Source organism: Cryobacterium sp. M91, assembly GCF_002929615.1.
Classification (GTDB): Bacteria; Actinomycetota; Actinomycetes; order Actinomycetales; family Microbacteriaceae; genus Cryobacterium; species Cryobacterium levicorallinum.
Map to the genome: position 1 here is coordinate 47,863 of NZ_PJJT01000084.1, position 18,398 is coordinate 66,260.

At 65.6% G+C, this 18,398-nt stretch carries 17 protein-coding genes; 8 read left to right on the forward strand and 9 right to left on the reverse strand.

What is annotated here, in order from left to right:
- Positions 1 to 5: 5 nt before the first annotated feature.
- Together CXY80_RS09650 and CXY80_RS09655 are read right to left on the reverse strand one after the other, a co-directional pair.
- Complete coding sequence (locus CXY80_RS09650; RefSeq protein WP_104132383.1) at positions 6 to 770, reverse strand: gamma-glutamyl-gamma-aminobutyrate hydrolase family protein; 765 nt, start codon at positions 768 to 770, stop codon at positions 6 to 8.
- A complete protein-coding gene (locus CXY80_RS09655; RefSeq protein WP_104132384.1) occupies positions 757 to 2,124 on the reverse strand; it encodes a glutamine synthetase family protein in 1,368 nt (455 codons plus the stop codon). Before CXY80_RS09655 ends, CXY80_RS09650 begins: the two co-directional genes overlap by 14 nt.
- A gap of 264 nt (positions 2,125 to 2,388) precedes the next feature.
- Here CXY80_RS09655 and CXY80_RS09660 point away from each other — a divergent pair, with 264 nt between their 5' ends.
- Positions 2,389 to 3,933 carry an amino acid permease gene (locus CXY80_RS09660; protein WP_104132385.1) on the forward strand — a complete coding sequence of 515 codons (1,545 nt, stop codon included), beginning with the start codon at positions 2,389 to 2,391 and terminating at the stop codon, positions 3,931 to 3,933.
- Between the two features lie 56 nt (positions 3,934 to 3,989).
- Here the strand turns inward: CXY80_RS09660 and CXY80_RS09665 are convergent, their stop codons facing one another.
- Together CXY80_RS09665 and CXY80_RS09670 are read right to left on the reverse strand one after the other, a co-directional pair.
- Positions 3,990 to 4,865 (reverse strand): fumarylacetoacetate hydrolase family protein, encoded by an 876-nt coding sequence (locus CXY80_RS09665; protein ID WP_233195227.1) that lies wholly within the window; start codon positions 4,863 to 4,865, stop codon positions 3,990 to 3,992.
- A 53-nt stretch (positions 4,866 to 4,918) separates the two neighbouring features.
- Positions 4,919 to 5,125, reverse strand: a complete 207-nt coding sequence (locus tag CXY80_RS09670) for a hypothetical protein (RefSeq protein ID WP_277871278.1) — start codon at positions 5,123 to 5,125, stop codon at positions 4,919 to 4,921.
- A 139-nt stretch (positions 5,126 to 5,264) separates the two neighbouring features.
- Between CXY80_RS09670 and CXY80_RS09675 the strand changes: the two genes are divergently transcribed.
- From CXY80_RS09675 to CXY80_RS09685, 3 genes are all read left to right on the forward strand, one after another.
- Positions 5,265 to 6,656, forward strand: coding sequence for an FAD-binding oxidoreductase (locus tag CXY80_RS09675; protein WP_104132386.1), 1,392 nt, complete (start codon positions 5,265 to 5,267; stop codon positions 6,654 to 6,656).
- Between the two features lie 33 nt (positions 6,657 to 6,689).
- The gene (locus CXY80_RS09680; protein ID WP_104132387.1) at positions 6,690 to 7,904 is read left to right on the forward strand and encodes a PrsW family intramembrane metalloprotease; all 1,215 of its coding nucleotides are present in this window, start codon (positions 6,690 to 6,692) and stop codon (positions 7,902 to 7,904) included.
- A 182-nt stretch (positions 7,905 to 8,086) separates the two neighbouring features.
- On the forward strand, positions 8,087 to 8,458 hold the full coding sequence (locus CXY80_RS09685; RefSeq protein ID WP_198414357.1) for an FKBP-type peptidyl-prolyl cis-trans isomerase: 372 nt from the start codon (positions 8,087 to 8,089) through the stop codon (positions 8,456 to 8,458).
- An 84-nt stretch (positions 8,459 to 8,542) separates the two neighbouring features.
- Here the strand turns inward: CXY80_RS09685 and CXY80_RS09690 are convergent, their stop codons facing one another.
- Together CXY80_RS09690 and CXY80_RS09695 are read right to left on the reverse strand one after the other, a co-directional pair.
- On the reverse strand, positions 8,543 to 8,788 hold the full coding sequence (locus tag CXY80_RS09690) for a DUF167 domain-containing protein (RefSeq protein WP_092449986.1): 246 nt from the start codon (positions 8,786 to 8,788) through the stop codon (positions 8,543 to 8,545).
- 78 nt (positions 8,789 to 8,866) lie between these two features.
- Positions 8,867 to 9,310 (reverse strand): pyridoxamine 5'-phosphate oxidase family protein, encoded by a 444-nt coding sequence (locus CXY80_RS09695; protein ID WP_092449984.1) that lies wholly within the window; start codon positions 9,308 to 9,310, stop codon positions 8,867 to 8,869.
- Between the two features lie 282 nt (positions 9,311 to 9,592).
- On the opposite strand from CXY80_RS09695, the gene CXY80_RS09700 reads away from it, so the two are divergent.
- The gene (locus tag CXY80_RS09700; protein ID WP_092449982.1) at positions 9,593 to 11,257 is read left to right on the forward strand and encodes a BCCT family transporter; all 1,665 of its coding nucleotides are present in this window, start codon (positions 9,593 to 9,595) and stop codon (positions 11,255 to 11,257) included.
- A 27-nt stretch (positions 11,258 to 11,284) separates the two neighbouring features.
- On the opposite strand, the gene CXY80_RS09705 is transcribed toward CXY80_RS09700, so the two are convergent.
- Together CXY80_RS09705 and CXY80_RS09710 are read right to left on the reverse strand one after the other, a co-directional pair.
- Entirely contained in the window at positions 11,285 to 11,551 is a 267-nt protein-coding gene (locus CXY80_RS09705) for a protealysin inhibitor emfourin (protein ID WP_134467618.1), read from the reverse strand.
- 9 nt (positions 11,552 to 11,560) lie between these two features.
- Positions 11,561 to 12,730 (reverse strand): M4 family metallopeptidase, encoded by a 1,170-nt coding sequence (locus tag CXY80_RS09710; protein ID WP_233195243.1) that lies wholly within the window; start codon positions 12,728 to 12,730, stop codon positions 11,561 to 11,563.
- A 182-nt stretch (positions 12,731 to 12,912) separates the two neighbouring features.
- Here CXY80_RS09710 and CXY80_RS09715 point away from each other — a divergent pair, with 182 nt between their 5' ends.
- The 3 genes from CXY80_RS09715 to CXY80_RS09725 are packed head-to-tail and all read left to right on the forward strand — an operon-like array spanning position 12,913 to position 18,013.
- Entirely contained in the window at positions 12,913 to 13,812 is a 900-nt protein-coding gene (locus tag CXY80_RS09715; RefSeq protein WP_104132388.1) for an LLM class flavin-dependent oxidoreductase, read from the forward strand.
- A 50-nt stretch (positions 13,813 to 13,862) separates the two neighbouring features.
- Positions 13,863 to 14,972, forward strand: coding sequence for an AI-2E family transporter (locus CXY80_RS09720; protein WP_104132389.1), 1,110 nt, complete (start codon positions 13,863 to 13,865; stop codon positions 14,970 to 14,972).
- Positions 14,973 to 15,019: 47 nt separating this feature from the next.
- Positions 15,020 to 18,013, forward strand: coding sequence for an aminotransferase (locus CXY80_RS09725; RefSeq protein WP_104132390.1), 2,994 nt, complete (start codon positions 15,020 to 15,022; stop codon positions 18,011 to 18,013).
- Here the strand turns inward: CXY80_RS09725 and CXY80_RS09730 are convergent.
- Complete coding sequence (locus CXY80_RS09730) at positions 17,991 to 18,329, reverse strand: ATP-dependent DNA ligase (RefSeq protein ID WP_307725686.1); 339 nt, start codon at positions 18,327 to 18,329, stop codon at positions 17,991 to 17,993. The two genes, CXY80_RS09725 and CXY80_RS09730, sit on opposite strands and share 23 nt — an antisense overlap.
- Positions 18,330 to 18,398 lie beyond the last annotated feature (69 nt).

The window sequence follows — 18,398 nt, forward strand, 5'->3', positions numbered from 1 at the left end:
ACTGCTCACGGGGTTGCTCCTTCAATGTGGGCCGCCCGGTATTCGGTGGCGGCTGCAACGAGCCCGCTGAACAGGCGCAGGTCATCGGGCGACTGCTCCGGATGCCACTGCACGGCCACCCCGAACGGAACCGTCGGCAGTTCGATCGCCTGCACGATGCCGGCATCCGTTTTCGCCGTCACCGTGAGGCCGTCGGCGACCCGGTCGATGGACTGGTGGTGATACACCGGCACCGCCGGCAGCAGGGTCTGGCCATCGAGCAGTGTGCTGAGGGTCGTGTGCGGTTCGATCACGACGTCGACGACGTTGAACACGCCGCCGCCCGCCTGGTAGCTGGTGTCGCCGACCAGATCGGGCAGATGCTGGTGCAGGCTGCCGCCGAGGGCGACGTTGAGCATTTGGGCGCCGCGACAGATGCCCAGAAACGGAAGTTCGCGGGCAATGGCCTCGTGCAGCAGCAGATCTTCCCAGGTGTCGCGGTCGGGCCGGGGTTCGTCGGTCTGTGCGTGCGGCGCCTGCCCGTACCGGGCCGGGTCGACGTCTTTGCCGCCGGTGATGATCAGGCCGTCGAGCCCGTCGAGCACCCGCCGGGCGACGGCGGCATTCACCGGCTGCGGCGGCAGCAGTACGGCGATCCCGCCGGCGCTCGTGACCGCATCGAAGTACACCCGCGGCAGGATCGCGGCCGGCACGTCCCACACCCCGGTCTGGGCCTGTTCCAGATAGGTGGTCAGACCGATGATCGGTCCGGGAGTTTCAGAGGCGTTCAAAGCCGCGCACCCGCTCCCAATCGGTCACGGCGGCGTCGAAGGACGTCACCTCGATGCGGGCGTTGTTGGCGTAGTGCTCGACGACCTCGTCGCCGAAGGCCTCCCGGGCGATAGCCGACCCGGTGAACAGGTCGGCCGCTTCGCGCAGGGTCGAGGGCACCCGTGGCAGGTCGCTGGTGTAGGCGTTACCTTCGAAGGCCGGCTCCAGTTCAAGCTCGTGCTCGATGCCGTAGAGACCGGCCGCGATCAGGGCGGCGACGGCGAGATACTGGTTGACGTCGCCGCCGGGCACCCGGTTCTCCACTCGGATACCTGGGCCATGCCCGACCACGCGCAGGGCACAGGTGCGGTTGTCGAAGCCCCAGCCGAGCGCGGTCGGGGCGAAACTACCGGGCACGTAGCGCTTATAGGAGTTGATATTGGGGGCAGAAAAGAGGGTGAGTTCGCGCATCACCGCGAGCTGTCCGGCCACAAACTGTCGGAACACGGGCGACATGCCGTTCTCAGCATCAGCTTGATAGAACGCTGATTCGCCGCCGGGGCGCTGCAGACTGATATGGATATGGCAGCTGTTGCCCTCGCGCTCGTTGTATTTGGCCATGAAGGTGATGCTCTTGCCCTGGGCGTCGGCGATCTCTTTGGCACCGCTCTTATAGATGGAGTGGTTGTCGCAGGTGGCCAGGGCCGTGGCGTAGCGAAACCCGATCTCCTGCTGACCGAGGTTGCACTCACCCTTGACGCCCTCGCAATACATTCCGGCGCCGTCCATGGCCAGACGGATCTCCCGCAGCAACGGCTCCATTCGAGCGGATGCCTGCAGCGAGTAGTCGATGTTGTAATCGCTGGCCGGGGTCAGGCCTCGATAGCCCTTCTGCCAGGCATCGCGGTAGCCATCGTCGAACACGATGAATTCCAGCTCGGTCGCGCAAAAGGGGAGGAGGCCGTGTGCGGCCAGTCGGTCGAGCTGCCGGCGCAGAATCTGCCGCGGCGAGGCGACCACGGGGATGTCGTCTGGCCAGTACAGGTCGGCGGTGACCAGGGCGGTTCCGGGCAGCCACGGAGCCAGACGGAGGGTGTCAAGGTCGGGCCGCATCGCCATATCGCCGTAGCCGCGGCCCCAGCTCGACATGGCGTAACCCTCGACCGTGTTCATCTCCACGTCGACGGCGAGCAGATAGTTGCAGCACTCAGCACCGTGCGCCGCGGCATCCTCCAGGAACAGCCGTGCTGAGAGACGCTTGCCCACCAGCCGCCCCTGCATGTCGGTGAACGCGACGATCACCGTATCGATCTCGCCGAGCGCAACCCGCGCGGTCAGCTCGTCCAGGGTGAGGTTTCCGGTACGGGTGGTCATTGAGCTTCTCCTCGGAGCCGGTCAAACGAAACGAGTCGGTCAAAGCCGGCAATCGTGCGATTTTCAACCATTAGACCACAGACCCAGCCGTACAGGGAAGGCCAATTTGCCTACACTGAGCAGATTTCATTTACTCAAAGGTATATACACCGCACCATTCCAGGCCATACCATCGTGCCAATCTCACTGAACTAGTGCTCACCGGCCGAAGGTGTTTTGCGTCTGTTTACCGACCGGGTGCGCAACGAGCGCAAAGGAATACTGATGTCCAAAGACACCTTGAAAGTTTCGGGCGTTAAATACACCACCGCGAAGGTCGGATACTTCGAGAAACGCAAGCTCAAACGCACTGCTGGCATTTGGGGCCTGTGGGGATTGGCGGTGGCCGCCGTTATCTCCGGCGACTTCTCCGGCTGGAACTTCGGCATCGGATTTGCCGGTTTCGGCGGGATGCTCATCGCCTTCCTGCTTCTCATCGTCATGTATTACGGCATGATTTTCAGCATCGGCGAGATGGCGGCAGCCATGCCGCACACCGGCGGTGCCTACTCCTTCGCCAGAGCGGCGATGGGGCCCTGGGGCGGATTCGTCACGGGACTCGCAGAAACAATCGAGTACGTCGCGACCACCGCCGTCATCGTCTACTTCTCGGCCTCCTACGCCGACTTCATCGCCACGGAACTGCTCGGCGTCTCACTGCCGCCCTGGCTCTGGTGGATGCTGCTCTACGCCGCGTTCATCGCACTGAACGCTGCCGGGGCTGCGATCTCGTTCAAATTCGCCATCGTGGTCGCGATCATTTCGATCGCCATCCTGCTGGTGTTCTCGGCCATGGCAGCCCTCTCCGGCCTGTTCAGCTGGGATAACCTGTTCAATATCGTGCCGGATGCCGGCCAGAGCGCGTTCCTGCCGCACGGCATCATCCCCATCCTGTTCGCCCTGCCCTATGCCATGTGGTTCTTCCTCGGCATCGAGGAACTGCCGTTGGCCGCCGAAGAATCGCACAATCCGGTGCGGGATATTCCCCGGGCCGGATTCATCGCTCGCTCGACCCTGATCGTGACCGGGTTGCTCGTGCTGTTCCTGAACACGGGAGTGGTTGGTGCGTCGGAAATTGCCGGTTCGGGCGAGCCGTTGCTCGACGGGTTCCGGGCGATCGTCGGTGACGGCGTGGCGGCCGTGCTGGCACTGTTCGCGCTGATCGGGCTGCTGGCCTCGCTGCAGGGGATCATGTTCGCTTACGGACGCAATATGTATTCGCTCTCCCGAGCGGGCTACTATCCGAAGTTCCTCTCGCTCACCGGAAAACGCCAAACCCCGGCCATCGCCCTGCTGGTCGGTGCGATCATCGGCTTCGTGGCACTCGTGCTGGTCGACGCGCTGGGCGGCTCCGGCGGCGTCGCGGGGGCCATCGTGCTGAACATCGCTGTCTGGGGCGCCGTGATCGCCTACGTGCTGCAGATGGTGTCGTTCGTTCTGTTGCGCAAGAAGTTCCCCAATGCGCGCCGACCGTACCGCAGTCCGTGGGGTGTCCCCGGAGCGGTCATCGCCGGCATCCTCTCACTGGCCATCTTCTTCGGGTTCTTCATCAATGAACCGGCTCGGCCCGCGATCGTGGCCATCGCCGTGGTCTACGTCGTCATGCTCGCGGCCTTTGCGCTGTGGGGGCGCAAGCGCCTCGTGCTCTCACCCGAGGAGGAATACGCGGTGTCCGGCGGGTTGCACCGCGACCCGCAGCAGGAAGGCTACGGCGGCACCGTCGAAGACGACCTCCTCGCCAGCGACGGTCGTGACGCGCCACGCCCCTGACCGGTCGGTGTACCGAGCGGCGGCATCCGCTTTCTCGAGCGGATGCCTGCTGGCGGCTAAATCTCGCGGCAGTGCGTCGTGAGCATGCCGATTTTGTCGATCGAAATGGTCACCGTCGAGCCGTCGCGCAGAAAGATGGGAGGCTTGCGGCTGTACCCGGCGCCGCCCGGGCTCCCGGTGGAGATGAGCGTGCCCGGCAGCAGGGTCGACGTCTTCGACAGGTAGGAAATGATCTCGGCGACGGTGCGCACCATGTCGCCGCTCGAGGCATCCTGCAGGATGCGCCCGTCGACGTGGGTGGTCAGCCACAGGTCCTGCGGGTCACCGATCTCGTCGGCGGTGACGACGAGCGGGCCGGTCGGGGTGAAGCCGTCGAAGGACTTGCAGCGCGACCACTGCGCTTCGGAGAATTGCAGGTCGCGCGCGGTGATGTCGTTCACGACGGTGTAACCGAAGACGTAGTCGAGGGCGTTGGCGACCGTCACGTTGCGGGCCGGACGGCCGATGATCACGCCGAGTTCCGCCTCGTAGTCGACCTGTTCGGTCAGGTCGCGCGGCCAGGTGATGGTCGAGCCGTGTCCGGTGAGCGAGTTGGGCCAGAGCGAAAACACGGTCGCGGCGGTTTCGAGGCGCAGGCTGAGCTCGGAGGAGTGCGCGGCGTAGTTGGCGCCGATGGCGATAATCTGCGGCGGGCGCAGCACGGCGGAGGAGTGCCGCAGCTCGTCGACCTGGGTTAGTACCGCCCCACCTGAAACAGCGTCCAGGCTGATCGCCCGCACGTGTTCGTAGCCGGCATCGCCGCGTTCCAGCAGGTCTTGCAGGTCGCGCGGCGCGTCGTTCATGACGTCGTCGAGGAACAGAGCCGCGTCGTCAAAGACCACAGCCAATCGGGGAACGGAATGGCCGTCAACTCTGAGATGCGCAAATTTCACTCTTCTAGGCTAGCGGCCCGGGCGTCGGCCCGCCCTGTGGGGTGCGCCAACCCTCATTCGATCCGCTTGGAGGAAACGGGGGATATGGGAGGTATTGCCCCGGCCGCCCGCCAGAGATGCATTCCCGCGTAGCTGCGCCACGGCGCCCAATCCGCGCCGCGGGCCGCGAGCGCGCGCGGTTCGATTGGTAGGCCGAGCAGGCCGGCACCCTGCCGCAGGGCCAGGTCGCTGGTCAGCAGATTGTCCGGGCTGCAGAGCACCCGCAGCGCTCGGCGAAGACCCGGTCGGCCATTGGCGGGTCGGCGGCGGTAGCTGAGCGGTTCACCCCCTCAGCCCGCCACGCCAGCACGAGCATCGGTAGCGAAAATCAGACATCGTGCCGCTCACTAGGCTGAACGGATGAACGCACTGACGCGCCTCCAGACCGAGCTTGGCGACATCGTCAGCATCGACCCGCTTGACCTTGCGGCCAGCCGCACCGACAAGTCCGGCTGGGTCGCCGACGGCACACCGCTGGCCATCGTGCGCGCGACCGAGGTGGACCAGGTGCAGGCGGTGCTGCGCATCGCAACCGAGTTTCGGGTGCCGGTGGTGACCCGCGGGGCCGGCACCGGCCTGTCCGGGGGAGCCTGCGGCACCGACGGCTCGATCGTGCTGAGCGTGGCAGGCCTGAACCGCATCCTCGAAATCAATGCAGACGACGAACTCGCCATCGTTGAAGCGGGTGTGATCAACCAGCACCTCAATGACGTGCTGGCCGAAAAGCAGCTCTGGTTCACGCCCGATCCGGCGAGCAAGGCCATTTCCACGGTCGGCGGCAACATTGCCACGAACGCCGGCGGGCTGCTCTGCGCCAAATACGGCGTCACCCGGGAGGCCGTGCTCGGCCTCGTGGTCGTGCTCGCCGACGGCAGCCTGCTGCGCACCGGCCACCGCACCATTAAGGGCGTCACCGGCTACGACCTCACCGCACTTCTGACCGGATCGGAGGGAACCCTCGGCGTCATCGTCGAGGCAACGGTGCGGGTGCGCGCGCTGACCGCTGGCACGGTCGCCACCATCGGCGCGGTCTTTGAGACCGTCACCGCGGCGGCCGCAGCGAGCGCTGCCGTCACGGCCGCTCGCATCCGTCCCGCCGTGATGGAACTGATCGACCCGATCGCCCTCGCCCACGTCGCGACCTACCTGGGCCCGGAGGGGTCGGCCGGGTTGCCGCTGGGCCGCGGCGCATTTCTACTCGTGCAGACCGACGGGCCGGCTGCGCTCGCCGAGGCCGAGCACGCCCTCATCGTGTTGCGCGCAGCCGGCGGCGAGGCCACCCTCTCAACGGATGCCGCTTCCGGCGAACGCCTGCTGGCCATCCGCCGCGCCATGCACCCGGCCCTCGAGCAGCTGGGCCAGGTTCTCATTGAAGACGTGTCGGTGCCGCGCTCGCGCATGGCCGAGATGTTCGCCGCGATCGCCGATATCAGTACCCGCACGGGGATTCCCATCCCAACGGTCGCCCACGCCGGCGACGGAAACCTGCACCCCAACTTCGTGATCGAGCGGCAACCCGGTGCGGCAGCGGATGCGCCGGTGCCCGACGAGATCTGGGCGGCGGCCGACGAAATGTTCCGGGCAGCGCTCGCGTTGGGCGGCACCCTCACCGGCGAACACGGTGTCGGCGTACTCAAGCGCCGGTGGTTGCGCGATGAGATCGGCGACCGCAGCCTAAACCTGCAGCGTCAGCTCAAGGCGGTGTTCGATCCGCTGGGTATACTCAACGCCGGCACCATGTTCGCCGCCTGAGCGCCGGCGGGGTCGTCCCGGTATTCTCAAGTAATGAGTCTCGACCAGCCGCCTGGCCAGCCGTCCCCCGAACACCTTCCCGTGCAGGCGAGCCCGGCCCCGGTTCAACCGGTCTGGAACCGGGCGGTGCGACCCTCGCGTGCCGGCGCGATCGTGCTCGGCGTTGTCGGAATCGTGCTCGCCGGGCTGGCCCTGCTGGCCGTCATTTTGTATCTGACCACGTTCCTCGGCACCGGGGCGCTGCTGCTCGGACTGCTCCTGGCGTTGCTGCCGCTCGCGGTCGTGCTGCTGGCGGTACGCTGGATTGACCGCTGGAACCCGGAGCCGCGCCCGGCCCTCATCTTCGCCTTACTCTGGGGCGCTGGCATCTCCATCGCCAGCGCGCTCGTCTTCGACCTCGGGGTGCGGATCACGATTGCGGCGAGCTCGGGGGCACTCGCCGGGAGCGATTTCGCATCCGCTGTTATTCAGGCGCCCCTGGTCGAGGAAATCGCCAAGGGGTTCGGCGTTCTGGTCTTGTTCTGGGCGGTGCGTCGGCATTTTGACGGTCCGCTCGACGGCGTCGTGTATGCCGCCACCATCGCCGCTGGCTTTGCCTTCTCCGAGAATATTCAGTACTTTGGCCTGGCCATGGCCGACGGCGGCGCGCAGCACCTGGGGGTCACGTTCTTGTTGCGCGGAGTCTTTTCGCCGTTCGCGCACGTCACCTTCACCATCTGCACCGGACTGGCCTTGGGCCTGGCCGCCCGGCGCGGCGCCTCGAAGAGTGGGGCGTTCGGATTCTTTCTGCTCGGCCTCCTGCCCGCAATCGGCCTGCACGCGCTCTGGAACGGTGCCACCTTTGTGCTGGCCGGTGACGCATCCGTTCTGATCTACTACGTCGTCGTGCAGGTGCCGCTGTTCATCGTCGCTATTCTCATCGTGGTATTTTTCCGCCGCCAGGAGGCGCGCATCACCCTGCGACGGCTGCACGAATATTCGCAGGCCGGCTGGTTTACCGCGGACGAGGTTTCCATGCTCGGCACCGGGGCCGGCCGACGTCAGGCTATGGCCTGGGGCGCGCGTCAACCGCGCTCGCGCCAGCTCGCCATGCGCCATTTCATAGCGGATGCGACCCGCCTCGCCTTTGTTCGAGACCGCCTCGTTCGCGGCCAGGGCACCCCCGCGTTATACGCCCGCGAGGCACTCCTGCTCGGTTTGCTCATAAACCACCGGGCCGAGGTACTGGGGCAGCAGCCTCCGGGCTGAAAACGAATAGTCCGCACCAACAGAAACTCGCCGCTTCGGTGGTGTGGCAATGCCGACGACTCTACCGATGCGACGAGTTGGTGTACGACTAGAGTGCACCTGCGGCGCCGTGGACGCAAGCATTATTTTTTTTTGGATCTCGCCGGTGTGCAATCGGGCACAAAATCCGGTTGGATGGGTGCATGACTGATATGAATTCCAAGCCCGAAATCGACTTTCCAGAGGGCGCTGCGCCCGAGCAACTTGAGGTCACCGATATCGTCGTCGGAGACGGCGCCGAGGCGGCTGCCGGCGCGACCGTCGACGTGCATTACCTCGGTGTTGAGTTTGAGTCCGGCGACGAGTTTGACTCGTCCTGGAACCGAGGCCAGTCGATCAACTTTCCGTTGCGCTCGCTCATCGCGGGCTGGCAGGAAGGCATCCCCGGCATGAAGGTTGGCGGGCGTCGCAAGCTCGTTGTGCCCCCGCATCTCGCCTACGGCCCGGCTGGCTCCGGCCACCGTCTCTCCGGCCAGACTCTGATCTTCGTGATTGACCTGCTCGGCGTCAGCTAAAGCGCCACTCGAATCGAAACTAAACGAAACGGGATGCGGCTGCGGCAGTCGCATCCCGTTTCGTCTGCCGGGTGGGCGCTACGACTATGACCGGTCGATGCGCAAATGCTTGATCTTGGAGGTGTGACCGCGAATGATGCTCACATCACGCTTGGCCACCTTGAAATGCTTGGCCAGCAGAGCGACCAGGGCGTCATTGGCCGCGCCCTCTACCGCGCGCTGCTGCAGAAAGACGGTGACGGAGGCGTGTTCCGGAGTGCTTTCGGCATCGTCGACCACGAGGGGGCCTTTGCGGCTGCCCGGCTTCACGTGCACGGTCAGGTTGAGCATGGCGGGCACGGGACTCCTGTTTGCCCTGGTTGGATGACAACGGGCTCACCTCAACGGTAGCGCGCCCGGTCACCGGCTCTACATCAGCGCCGTTGTGGGTTCCGGGCCGAGGGTGAACCGTCGCCCGGTGATCGTTGTTGGCATGATTTCGACGAAGGTCGGCTTGACCGTGGGAATCAGAGGCCGAAGCGGCAGGGCGGCGGCCGCGTCAATCTCGTGCTGGGAGTCGAGCGCCCGTGCCGTTCCGTGCACGACGACGCTCCACGCTTCGTCGCGACCCACGCCATCCGTTTCGAAGGCCACCGTGTGGTTCACGGTCAGTTCTACGAGTTTGGTGCCGGCTGCCGTGCGAAACAGCAGCCGACGATCGGCCGCGACGAAATTCACCGGAAAGATGTCGGCAACGCCGCCGACGGCGACCGCGAGGCGGCCCAGACTCGCCGAGAGCAGGGCATTCCAGCATTCCTCTTCCGTGAGAGTGTGCACGGGATTGTGGGTGGCGTCGACATCGTCGTAGGTCATGGTCCATAATCACACGATCCGGGACCCCGATCGAGGGGTGCATCGGCAAAAGTCGGCCTGTTCCTAAGAAAATCTCTTGCCCCACTTTGCGGCACGCTTTACCGGTAAGCTGGAAATTTGCCCAGCGGGGCACATGCCTGGCGGCTCAGCAACGGTTTCTTTCGTTCGCCACAATCTATTCTTTGAGAAAGTTTCACAGTGAGTGCGCTACCCGAAGTACCGGCGAAAACGCCGAAAATCAGTCCCCCCCGACCCCGGCGATTTGTTATTCCGGCACCTCGAGTGTTTTATCCGGCCCTCGGCATCATTTTGGCCGTCGTGATCGTCGCCATCGCCTTCCCGGTACGCACCGGCAGCGTGCTCGCCCTGCTGCAGGGTTGGGTCGTCGCCGGTCTCGGACCGTACTACATGGTCATCGTGGCCGCCTTCGTGGTCTTCGCCATCTGGATGGGCGCGAGCCGCTTCGGCGACATCAAACTTGGCCAGGACGACGACAAGCCGGAATTCGGCATCATGAGCTGGTTCGCGATGCTGTTCGCCGCCGGCATGGGCATCGGCCTCGTCTTCTGGGGAGCGGCCGAGCCGCTCACCTTCTTCACCAACCCCAAACCCGGCGTGACCGGAGACTCGCAGGAGCTCGCCGCCGCCGCCATGTCGCAGACCTTCCTGCACTGGGGCTTTCACGCTTGGGCAATCTACGCCGTCGTCGGACTCGCGCTGGCCTACTCCATCCACCGCAAGGGCCGTCCGGTATCCATCCGCTGGGCTTTGGAGCCGCTCCTCGGTGACCGGGTCAAGGGCCGCCTCGGTGACGCCATCGACGTCATTGCCATCGTCGGAACCCTGTTCGGCGTGGCGACCTCACTCGGTCTCGGGGTCAAGCAGATTGCGGCCGGCCTGAGCTACCTCGGCGTCGTGGGTGAAGTCAACAACACCCTCCTTGTCGTGCTCATCATCGTGATCACCGCCATCGCCACCGTTTCCGTGGTGAGCGGAGTCGGCAAGGGCATCAAATGGCTCTCCAACATTAACCTCGGCGTGGCCGGGCTGCTGCTGATCGCTGTACTCGCCCTCGGCCCCACGCTCTACCTGTTCCGTCTACTCGTCGAGTCCATCGGTGGGTATTTTCAAAACGTCGTCGGCCTCACCTTCGACGCCGGTTCTTTCACCGGCCAGGCGGGAATCGACTGGCAGGGCGCCTGGACAATCTTCTACTGGGGCTGGTGGATCTCCTGGGCGCCGTTCGTCGGTGTTTTCATCGCACGCATTTCGCGCGGCCGTACCGTGCGTGAGTTCATCGCCGGCGTGCTGCTCGTGCCTACCCTGGTCACCTTCGTCTGGTTCGCCGTTATGGGCGGCAGCGCCATCAAACTGGCCTGGGAAGGCGACGGCGGCGGTCTCTTCGACCCCGCGGTCGGAATCATCTCCGAGAACGTGCTGTTCAACTTCCTCGGCCAGCTGCCGCTCGGCGGCATCCTCTCGGTTATCGCGGTCATCGTGGTGGCGATCTTCTTCATCACCTCGGCCGACTCTGGCTCGCTCGTGATCGACATGCTCGCCTCGGGTGGCGACACCAACCCGCCCAAGTGGAGCCGCATCATGTGGGCGAGCCTCGGCGGAATCGTCGCGATCGCCTTGCTGCTGGCCGGCGGACTCGCTGCCCTGCAAACCGGAGCGATTCTGACCGCGATACCGGTCAGCATCGTCATGATCGGTATGTGTATTGCCACCTACAAGGCGTTCCGCATCGAGCACGAGGTTCTGGTCAGCGCTGAACGTCGTCAGCGTCGGGAGGAGATGGCGCGCCGCATCGGCAAGACCGTGACCGCGCACCTCGAGGAGAACTTCGACGACCACTTCGGCGTTCAGGTCGACGGCCACATCGAGGCCGCGCTGACCGATGATCCAGCCCGTCGCCCCCGCTGGGGCCGTCGCTCGAAAGAATAACCAGCACCACCGCCGGTTCAGGGCCGCCTACATTCCGTTGGCGGCCTTGACGCGGTTGACCAGGTCGCGCCACGGACCGTTGACCTCGGGCTCGGCGAGCACCACCTCGTGCGGGGCGCATCGAATGCGATAGGCGAACCGGTCTGCAGTTGCCACGCTGTCGGTAACGTCGTCCCAGGGCAGCGAATCGAGAAAATCCGCCCAGGTTGCGGGGTCGGGTTGCTCTTCAACTCTGACTTCCCAGGTGAGGCGGATCCCGGCCATCCCGCCGCTGCGCGAGACAATGACTTTCATACCGAAAGGTTACCCCGATGGTTGCCCCGCGGTCGGCCCGCGTGGCGGCTCCGGCAGCATCGGTGCCAGCGGGTCGACGAGAGGTGCCGAATACGCTGGCGGCAGGGAGATACCAGGGGCGCTCGGAGTGCCGGTCGTGTTGGGCAGCGGCGAGGGAACGGCGGCCACTACCCCGACCGTCGCCCAGGCCCGCAAGACCGCGTCGTGGGCGGTCGAACCGTTTCCATAGAGGTGGGCCGCGGTATCCGCCGTCGCCGCCGCGAAGGCAGCAAAATCGCTCTGCGGGCGAAGCATCGGTCCGGTGAGCGTGTCATACCAAATGCGGCCCGGCATTTCCCAGGCGTTGCCGCCGATGGCCTCGGCGACGAGATAGAAGGCGCGGTTGGGAATGCCCGAGTTGAGGTGCACCCCGCCGTTGTCGTCGTCCGTCTCGATGTAACCGGCCATGCTGTCCGGCTGCGGATCCTTGCCAAGCACATCATCGTTGTAGGCCGTGCCGGGCGCTTTCATCGAGCGCAGGGCGATGCCCTCAACCTGTTCGGTGAATAGGCCCTCGCCGATCAGCCAGCTGGCCGCACTGGTCGGCTGTCCTCGCAGATTTTGCTCGACGAGCGCGCCGAACACATCGGAAATGGACTCGTTGAGCGCGCCGGACTGACCCTCGTACTCCAGGTTCGCCGTGAATTGGGTGACGCCGTGCGTGAGCTCGTGACCGATCACACTCGGCGAAATGGTGAACCGGTTGAAAACCTGGCCATCTCCGTCGCCGAACACCATGCGTTCACCGTCCCAGAAGGCGTTGTCGTATTTCTGGCCATAGTGCACCGTGGCATCCATCGGCATACCACCGTTATCGATGCTGTCGCGTCCGAACTGGTTCCAGTACATCGCCTGGGTGGCTCCGAGGCTGTCATACGACTCGGTCACGGCAGGGTCGGTTCCGGCGGGCTGACCCTCCGTGCGCACCCGGCGACCGGGTAGGCGTTCGAGGCCACCGGCATCCGAAATGGTGCGATCGGATTCCCCCGGTGTGCGGGTGGGCAGGCTGCGCGCACTCGGGTGGGCGCGTGGATGCGTGCCATCGCGCAATTGCCGAATCCGCGAGTCCCGCAGTAGCGAGTCCCTGGCGGCAGCCGCGGCCCGTGCGAATTTGGGAACGTCTAGTTGTGCCAATCGCATCAGCAGGTACGGCGGCACGATCGTGCAGTGTGGGTGGATCTGCGGCGTGTAGATCTGCGGCGTGTAGATTTGCGGAGTGTGGATTTGCGGAGTGTGAATCTGCGGAGTGTCCATGTGCAGAGTCTGGCACCGGGCACCGACATCGCAACAGGTCGAAGCGCCCCGCTGAATAGACTCGCCTCATGCGCTTTGGAATCGTCATTCTCCCGCAAGACCCGTGGCCGCGTGCGCGCGAGAAGTGGCTCGGTGCCGAGCAGTACGGCTTCGACCACGCCTGGACCTACGACCACCTGTCCTGGCGGTCGCTCGTCGACGAACCCTGGAATGCGACCATTCCCACCCTGACCGCCGCAGCGGCCGTGACCGAACGCATCGTTCTGGGCACCTTTGTCTCCTCACCGAATTTTCGGCATCCGGTGCCGTTTGCCAAGGACATAGCCACCGTCGACGACGTGTCGAACGCACGGTTTCTGCTCGGGGTCGGGTCGGGCGGCACCGGGTTCGACGCCACCGTTCTGGGCCAGCCCGAGTACACGCCCCGGCAGCGGCACGAACGGTTCGCCGAATTCGTCGCCGACCTCGACCTCTTGCTACGCGGCGAGGAGGCGGGTTCCACCGCGGGAATCAGTTTCGCTGGTGACTGGTACTCGGCTGTCAATGCGCGCATGGTGCTGCCCAAGTCGACCGCCCCGGTGCGCCAACGCGTGCCGTTCGTCATCGCCGCCAACGGCCCCAAAGGCCTGGGACTGGTCAGTCGGTTCGGGCAGGGCTGGGTGACGACCGGCCAGGATGGAGCCTCGGGGGAGGACTGGTGGGAGGGCGTTCGCGGCCTCACTCACCGGCTGGACGACGTGGCGACCGCTGAAGGCCGAGACCCGGCCGCCATCGACCGCTACCTCTCACTCGACAGCGGCGGAACGTATTCCCTGCAGAGCATGAATGCGTTCGAGGATGCCGTCGGCCGCGCTGCCGACCTCGGTTTCACCGACGTCATCAGCCATTGGCCGCGCGCCAGTGGAATCTACGCCGGCGACGAAGCCGTACTCGAAGCGGTGGCGGGCACCTTCACCGAAATCAAATGAAGTAGCCGGTCGATCGGGGTTTCTGCCCGATGCCTGTCTAGGCTGGGTGCATGCGCGCACACGACGACCCCACGCCCCTGGTTCCTCGCACTCCGCTGAATGACCGCCTCGGCTGGCTCGGCCTGCGCAGCGGGCAGATTCTCCTCGTTATCGTGCTCGCGTCCGCCGTCATCTACGGACTCGTGCAGCTCAAGCTCGTCGTCATCCCGGTCTTGATCGCCATCATCCTTGCCTCGGCTCTGAGTCCGGTGATCAACGGACTGCGCAAGCGCGGCGTCGCCGCTATTCTGGCCACCTGGATCACCCTGCTCGGCGGCATCGCCGTGTTCGGCGGCATCATCACGCTCATCGTGTTCGCTGTGCGCGACCAGTGGAACGAACTGTTCTCCTCGGCCTCCGAGGGCATCGACAAGCTCCAGCAGTTCCTCATCGACGGACCGATCCAGGTCGACGAGCAGCAGATTACCGACGCCCGCAATAGTGTCGTCGATTTTCTCACCAGCAGTCAGTTCGGCTCGGGGGCGCTGGCCGGGGCATCCGCTGTTTTTGAACTGATCACCGGGTCCGTGCTGCTCGTGGTCATTCTGTTCTTCTTCCTTAAGGACGGCGGCCAGATCTGGAACTTCTTCCTGAGTCCGTTCAAGGGAGAGCGCCTGGCCCGTGGCCGACGCATCGGTCAGACCTCCCTGCGCGTGCTGGGCGGGTACGTACGTGGCACCGCGATCGTCGCCGCCGTCGACGCCACCGCGATCGGCATCGGCCTGGCCATTTTGCAGGTTCCGCTCGCCCTGCCGCTCGCGGTCATCGTGTTCCTCGGAGCGTTTATTCCGCTGATCGGAGCGACCGCGGCCGGAGTGCTCGCCGCGCTGGTGGCCCTGGTCGCGAGTGGCCCGGTCGTGGCGCTCATCGTGCTCATTATCGTGGTCGCCGTCAACCAGCTCGAGGGAAACTTTCTGCAGCCGGTCGTCATGGCGCAGTCACTCAAGCTGCATCCGCTCGTCATCCTGGTCGGCCTGACCGCCGGAACCATTCTCGGCGGCATTGTCGGTGCCGTGCTCTCGGTGCCGATCGCTGCCGTCGCCTGGGCCATCGCCAAGGCCTGGAACACCCCGGATGCCCCACGCGCCATTTTGCCGAAGCGGCTCGTGCGCAAGCGCTAAACCCATCCTGCTCGTGCCACCGCTGCCACCCGCATGACTGGAGAACCATGACCGAGCAGAGCCACTTCCACCTGCCGCGCCCGCGCCTAACGCTCGACCAGGCGGCCGATCTCGCCCGCGAGCGGTTCAACGTCATCGGCGTCGTCACCGAGCTGGGCAGCAACCAGGACCGCAACTTTCGCATTTACACGGATGCCGCCACGGTCGTACTCAAGGTCTCCAACCCGGCCATCGCGGCCGTCGAGCTTGAGGCGCAGAACGCTGCCCTGGCGCACCTCGGCGATCTGGGCCTGGACCTGCCCGCTGCCGTCACGGCGATCGACGGCAACGAGATCCAGCGCATCACGATCGACGGGCAGACCCTCGACCTGCGCCTGCTGACCTACGTCGACGGGCATCCGCTGACCGATTCGGTGCGGCTCACGGCAGGGCAGGTGCGCTCGCTCGGCGATGTGGCCGGCCGGATCGTGCGTGGCCTGTCCAACTTCGAGCACGCGGGAACCGACCGCTTTCTGCAGTGGGACCTCCGGCGTGGGGGCGAGGTCATCGACGCACTCCTCGGCCAGGTCAATGACGACGCGCGCCGCGAACATCTGCGCACCGTGACCGACGCCGCCCGAATGCAGCTCGCCCCGCTCAAGGGTGACCTGCGCGTGCAGACGATCCACGGCGACCTGACCGACGACAACGTAGTGAGCCGGGACGGCGACAGCATCTCCGGCGTCATCGACTTCGGCGACGTCGCCCAGGGCTGGCTCGTTGCCGAGCTCGCCGCGACCTGCGCCTGTGTGTTGTATCGCAGCCCGCGGCATCCGCTGGCCATTCTCGACACCATCGATGCCTTCGCCAGGCAGGTGCCGCTCTCCGACGCCGAACTCACCGCTCTCTGGCCCCTCATCGTGCTGCGCACGGCGGTGCTCGTGGTGAGCGGCGAAGCGCAGGTGCAGCTCGACGGTGACAACGACTATGCCGACGCCAACCGCGCCCGCGAGTGGCTCGCCTTCGCCACGGCCGCCGACCTTGATGGTGCAGAGGTCGAAGCCCTCATCCGGTTCATGTTGGCGGGCGCCGACGCCCCCATCATGACAACCGACTACCCCCTGGCTGGGCCGCTCGATCCAGCGGCCATCATCGACCTGTCCGTGACGAGCGCCGGTTACGACGCCGGAGTCTGGCTGGAACCGGACATTGATGCGCGCATTACAGCGGATGCCGCAGCCCAGCTCGGCCACGCCGTCACCCGCTACGGCGAATACCGGCTCTCCCAAACGCGCACCAACACGGCCGAGGAATCCGTCACCCTGGCCCTCGGCGTCGAGGTGATCCTGCCGGCCGGCAGCCACATCATCGCGCCGATCGCGGGGACGGTTGTGGTCGTCGATTCCGACACGGTGCGGCTCGAGGCCGCCCACTTTGACCTGTGGCTGACCGGCATCGACGCCGCGGCGATCGACGGCCAGACCGTCGAAGCCGGAACGACTCTCGGTACCGCTCTCGGTACCGCTTTCGGTACCGCTCTCGGTGCGGCTCAGGCCAGTTCGGCCGGTGCACGCCACGCCGCCCGAGTGGCCCGCGTGACCCTGCAGACCAGTCGGCTTCGCGGCATCCGCCCGCCGTTCTTCGCCGCACCGTCACACGCGGCGCTCTGGCAGCGGGTCTGCCCCGACCCGTCAGCGCTGCTCGGGCTGGAAACCGCCCGTTCACTGGCCGATGCCGGCGCCCTGCTGCAGCGCCGGGACCAGTCCTTTGCGCGCGTGCAGGCACACTATTACCAAGCCCCGCCGCAGATCGAACGTGGCTGGCAGCATCACCTCATCGATACTCACGGCCAGGCCTACGTCGACATGGTGAACAATGTCACGACAGTCGGCCACGGGCACCCGCGCATTGCCGAGGCCGCGCGCAGCCAATGGTCGCTGCTGAATACCAACTCCCGCTTTCACTACGAGGAGCTTGTGCGCTTCACCGAGCGCCTCGCCGCACTCGCCCCCGACCTGCTCGACACCGTCTTTCTGGTCAATAGCGGCACCGAGGCCGTCGACCTCGCCCTGCGCCTCGCCCTCAGCTACACCGGCCAGGACACCGTGCTCGCGGTGCGCGAGGCCTATCACGGCTGGTCGCTGGCAGCGGATGCCGTCTCCTCCTCGGTCGCCGACAACCCCCGGGCGCTCGACACCCGGCCCGACTGGGTGCACCTGGTCGAAGCGCCGAACGCCGTGCGCGGCAAATATCGGGGCATGCAGTCTGCCCCGCAGTACCTCGACGACCTCGACGGCGATCTGCGGGACCTGGCCGACGCCGGGCGCACGGTAGCCGCGTTCATCGCCGAACCCGTATTCGGCAATGCCGGCGGCGTGTTATTGCCCGACGGCTACCTGGCCGGCGTCTACGAGCGGATGCGCGCCCGCGGCGCACTCTGCATCGCCGACGAGGTGCAGGTGAGCTACGCCCGGCTCGGCAAGCACTTCTGGGGTACCGAGCAACAAGGAGTGGTTCCCGACATCATCACCATCGCCAAGGCGATGGGCAACGGGCATCCGCTCGGCGCGGTCATCACCCGCCGCGACATTGCGGAGCGCTTCAGCGAGGAGGGACCGTTCTTTTCGTCGGCTGGCGGCAGCCCGCTGAGCTGCCGCATCGGCCTGACCGTGCTCGACATCATGCGTGACGAAGGCCTGCAACAAAATGCTGAGGTCGTCGGCCGGCATCTCAAACAGGGCCTGGAACGGCTCGGCGAACGCTTCGATCTGATCGGTGCGGTGTACGGAATGGGGCTCTACCTCGGCGTCGAGCTGGTCAGCGACCGCGCCGCCTTCACTCCGGCGACGGGCGCGGCCGCGCGGCTCTGCGACGAGCTACTGCTGCGCGGCTGCATCGTGCAGCCCACCGGCGACTTCAAAAACGTGCTCAAGATCAAGCCGCCGCTCTGTCTCAGTATCGCCAGCGCCGACCATTTTCTGGACGCGCTGGCCGACGCGCTGGGTGCCATCGCCCCCAGAGCAGCGCAGTCCCCGACGCTTAGCGCCGCGTCTTCGCGCTGATGCTCGGCGACGGTGTCGGCTCGGCGATGAACGCCAGGCCGCCGGCACTGTTGGCCGAGAGCATGAGGGCTTCGATCCAGTCCCGGTTGATCGACGGGGTGCGACTGCCAAAATATCGGTAGTAGAGCGTGCTCGTCGGGTCGAGCCAGATCGCGCTGCGACCACTTCCCTCGTCGGCCGAATCGGACCAGGTGAAAATGAAACTCTCCCGGCGCCGCAGCTTGGTGCTGATCACGATCTGCAGGTGCATGAGGGCACGATCGTCGAAGGTGATTACGATACCCGGATTGCCATAGAGCAACGTACCCATGTTCATGCACCTCCTCGATTGTTCCCCCACTGTAGCGCTATGAGCGGGCGGGAATAGACCGGGCGCATGGCACCA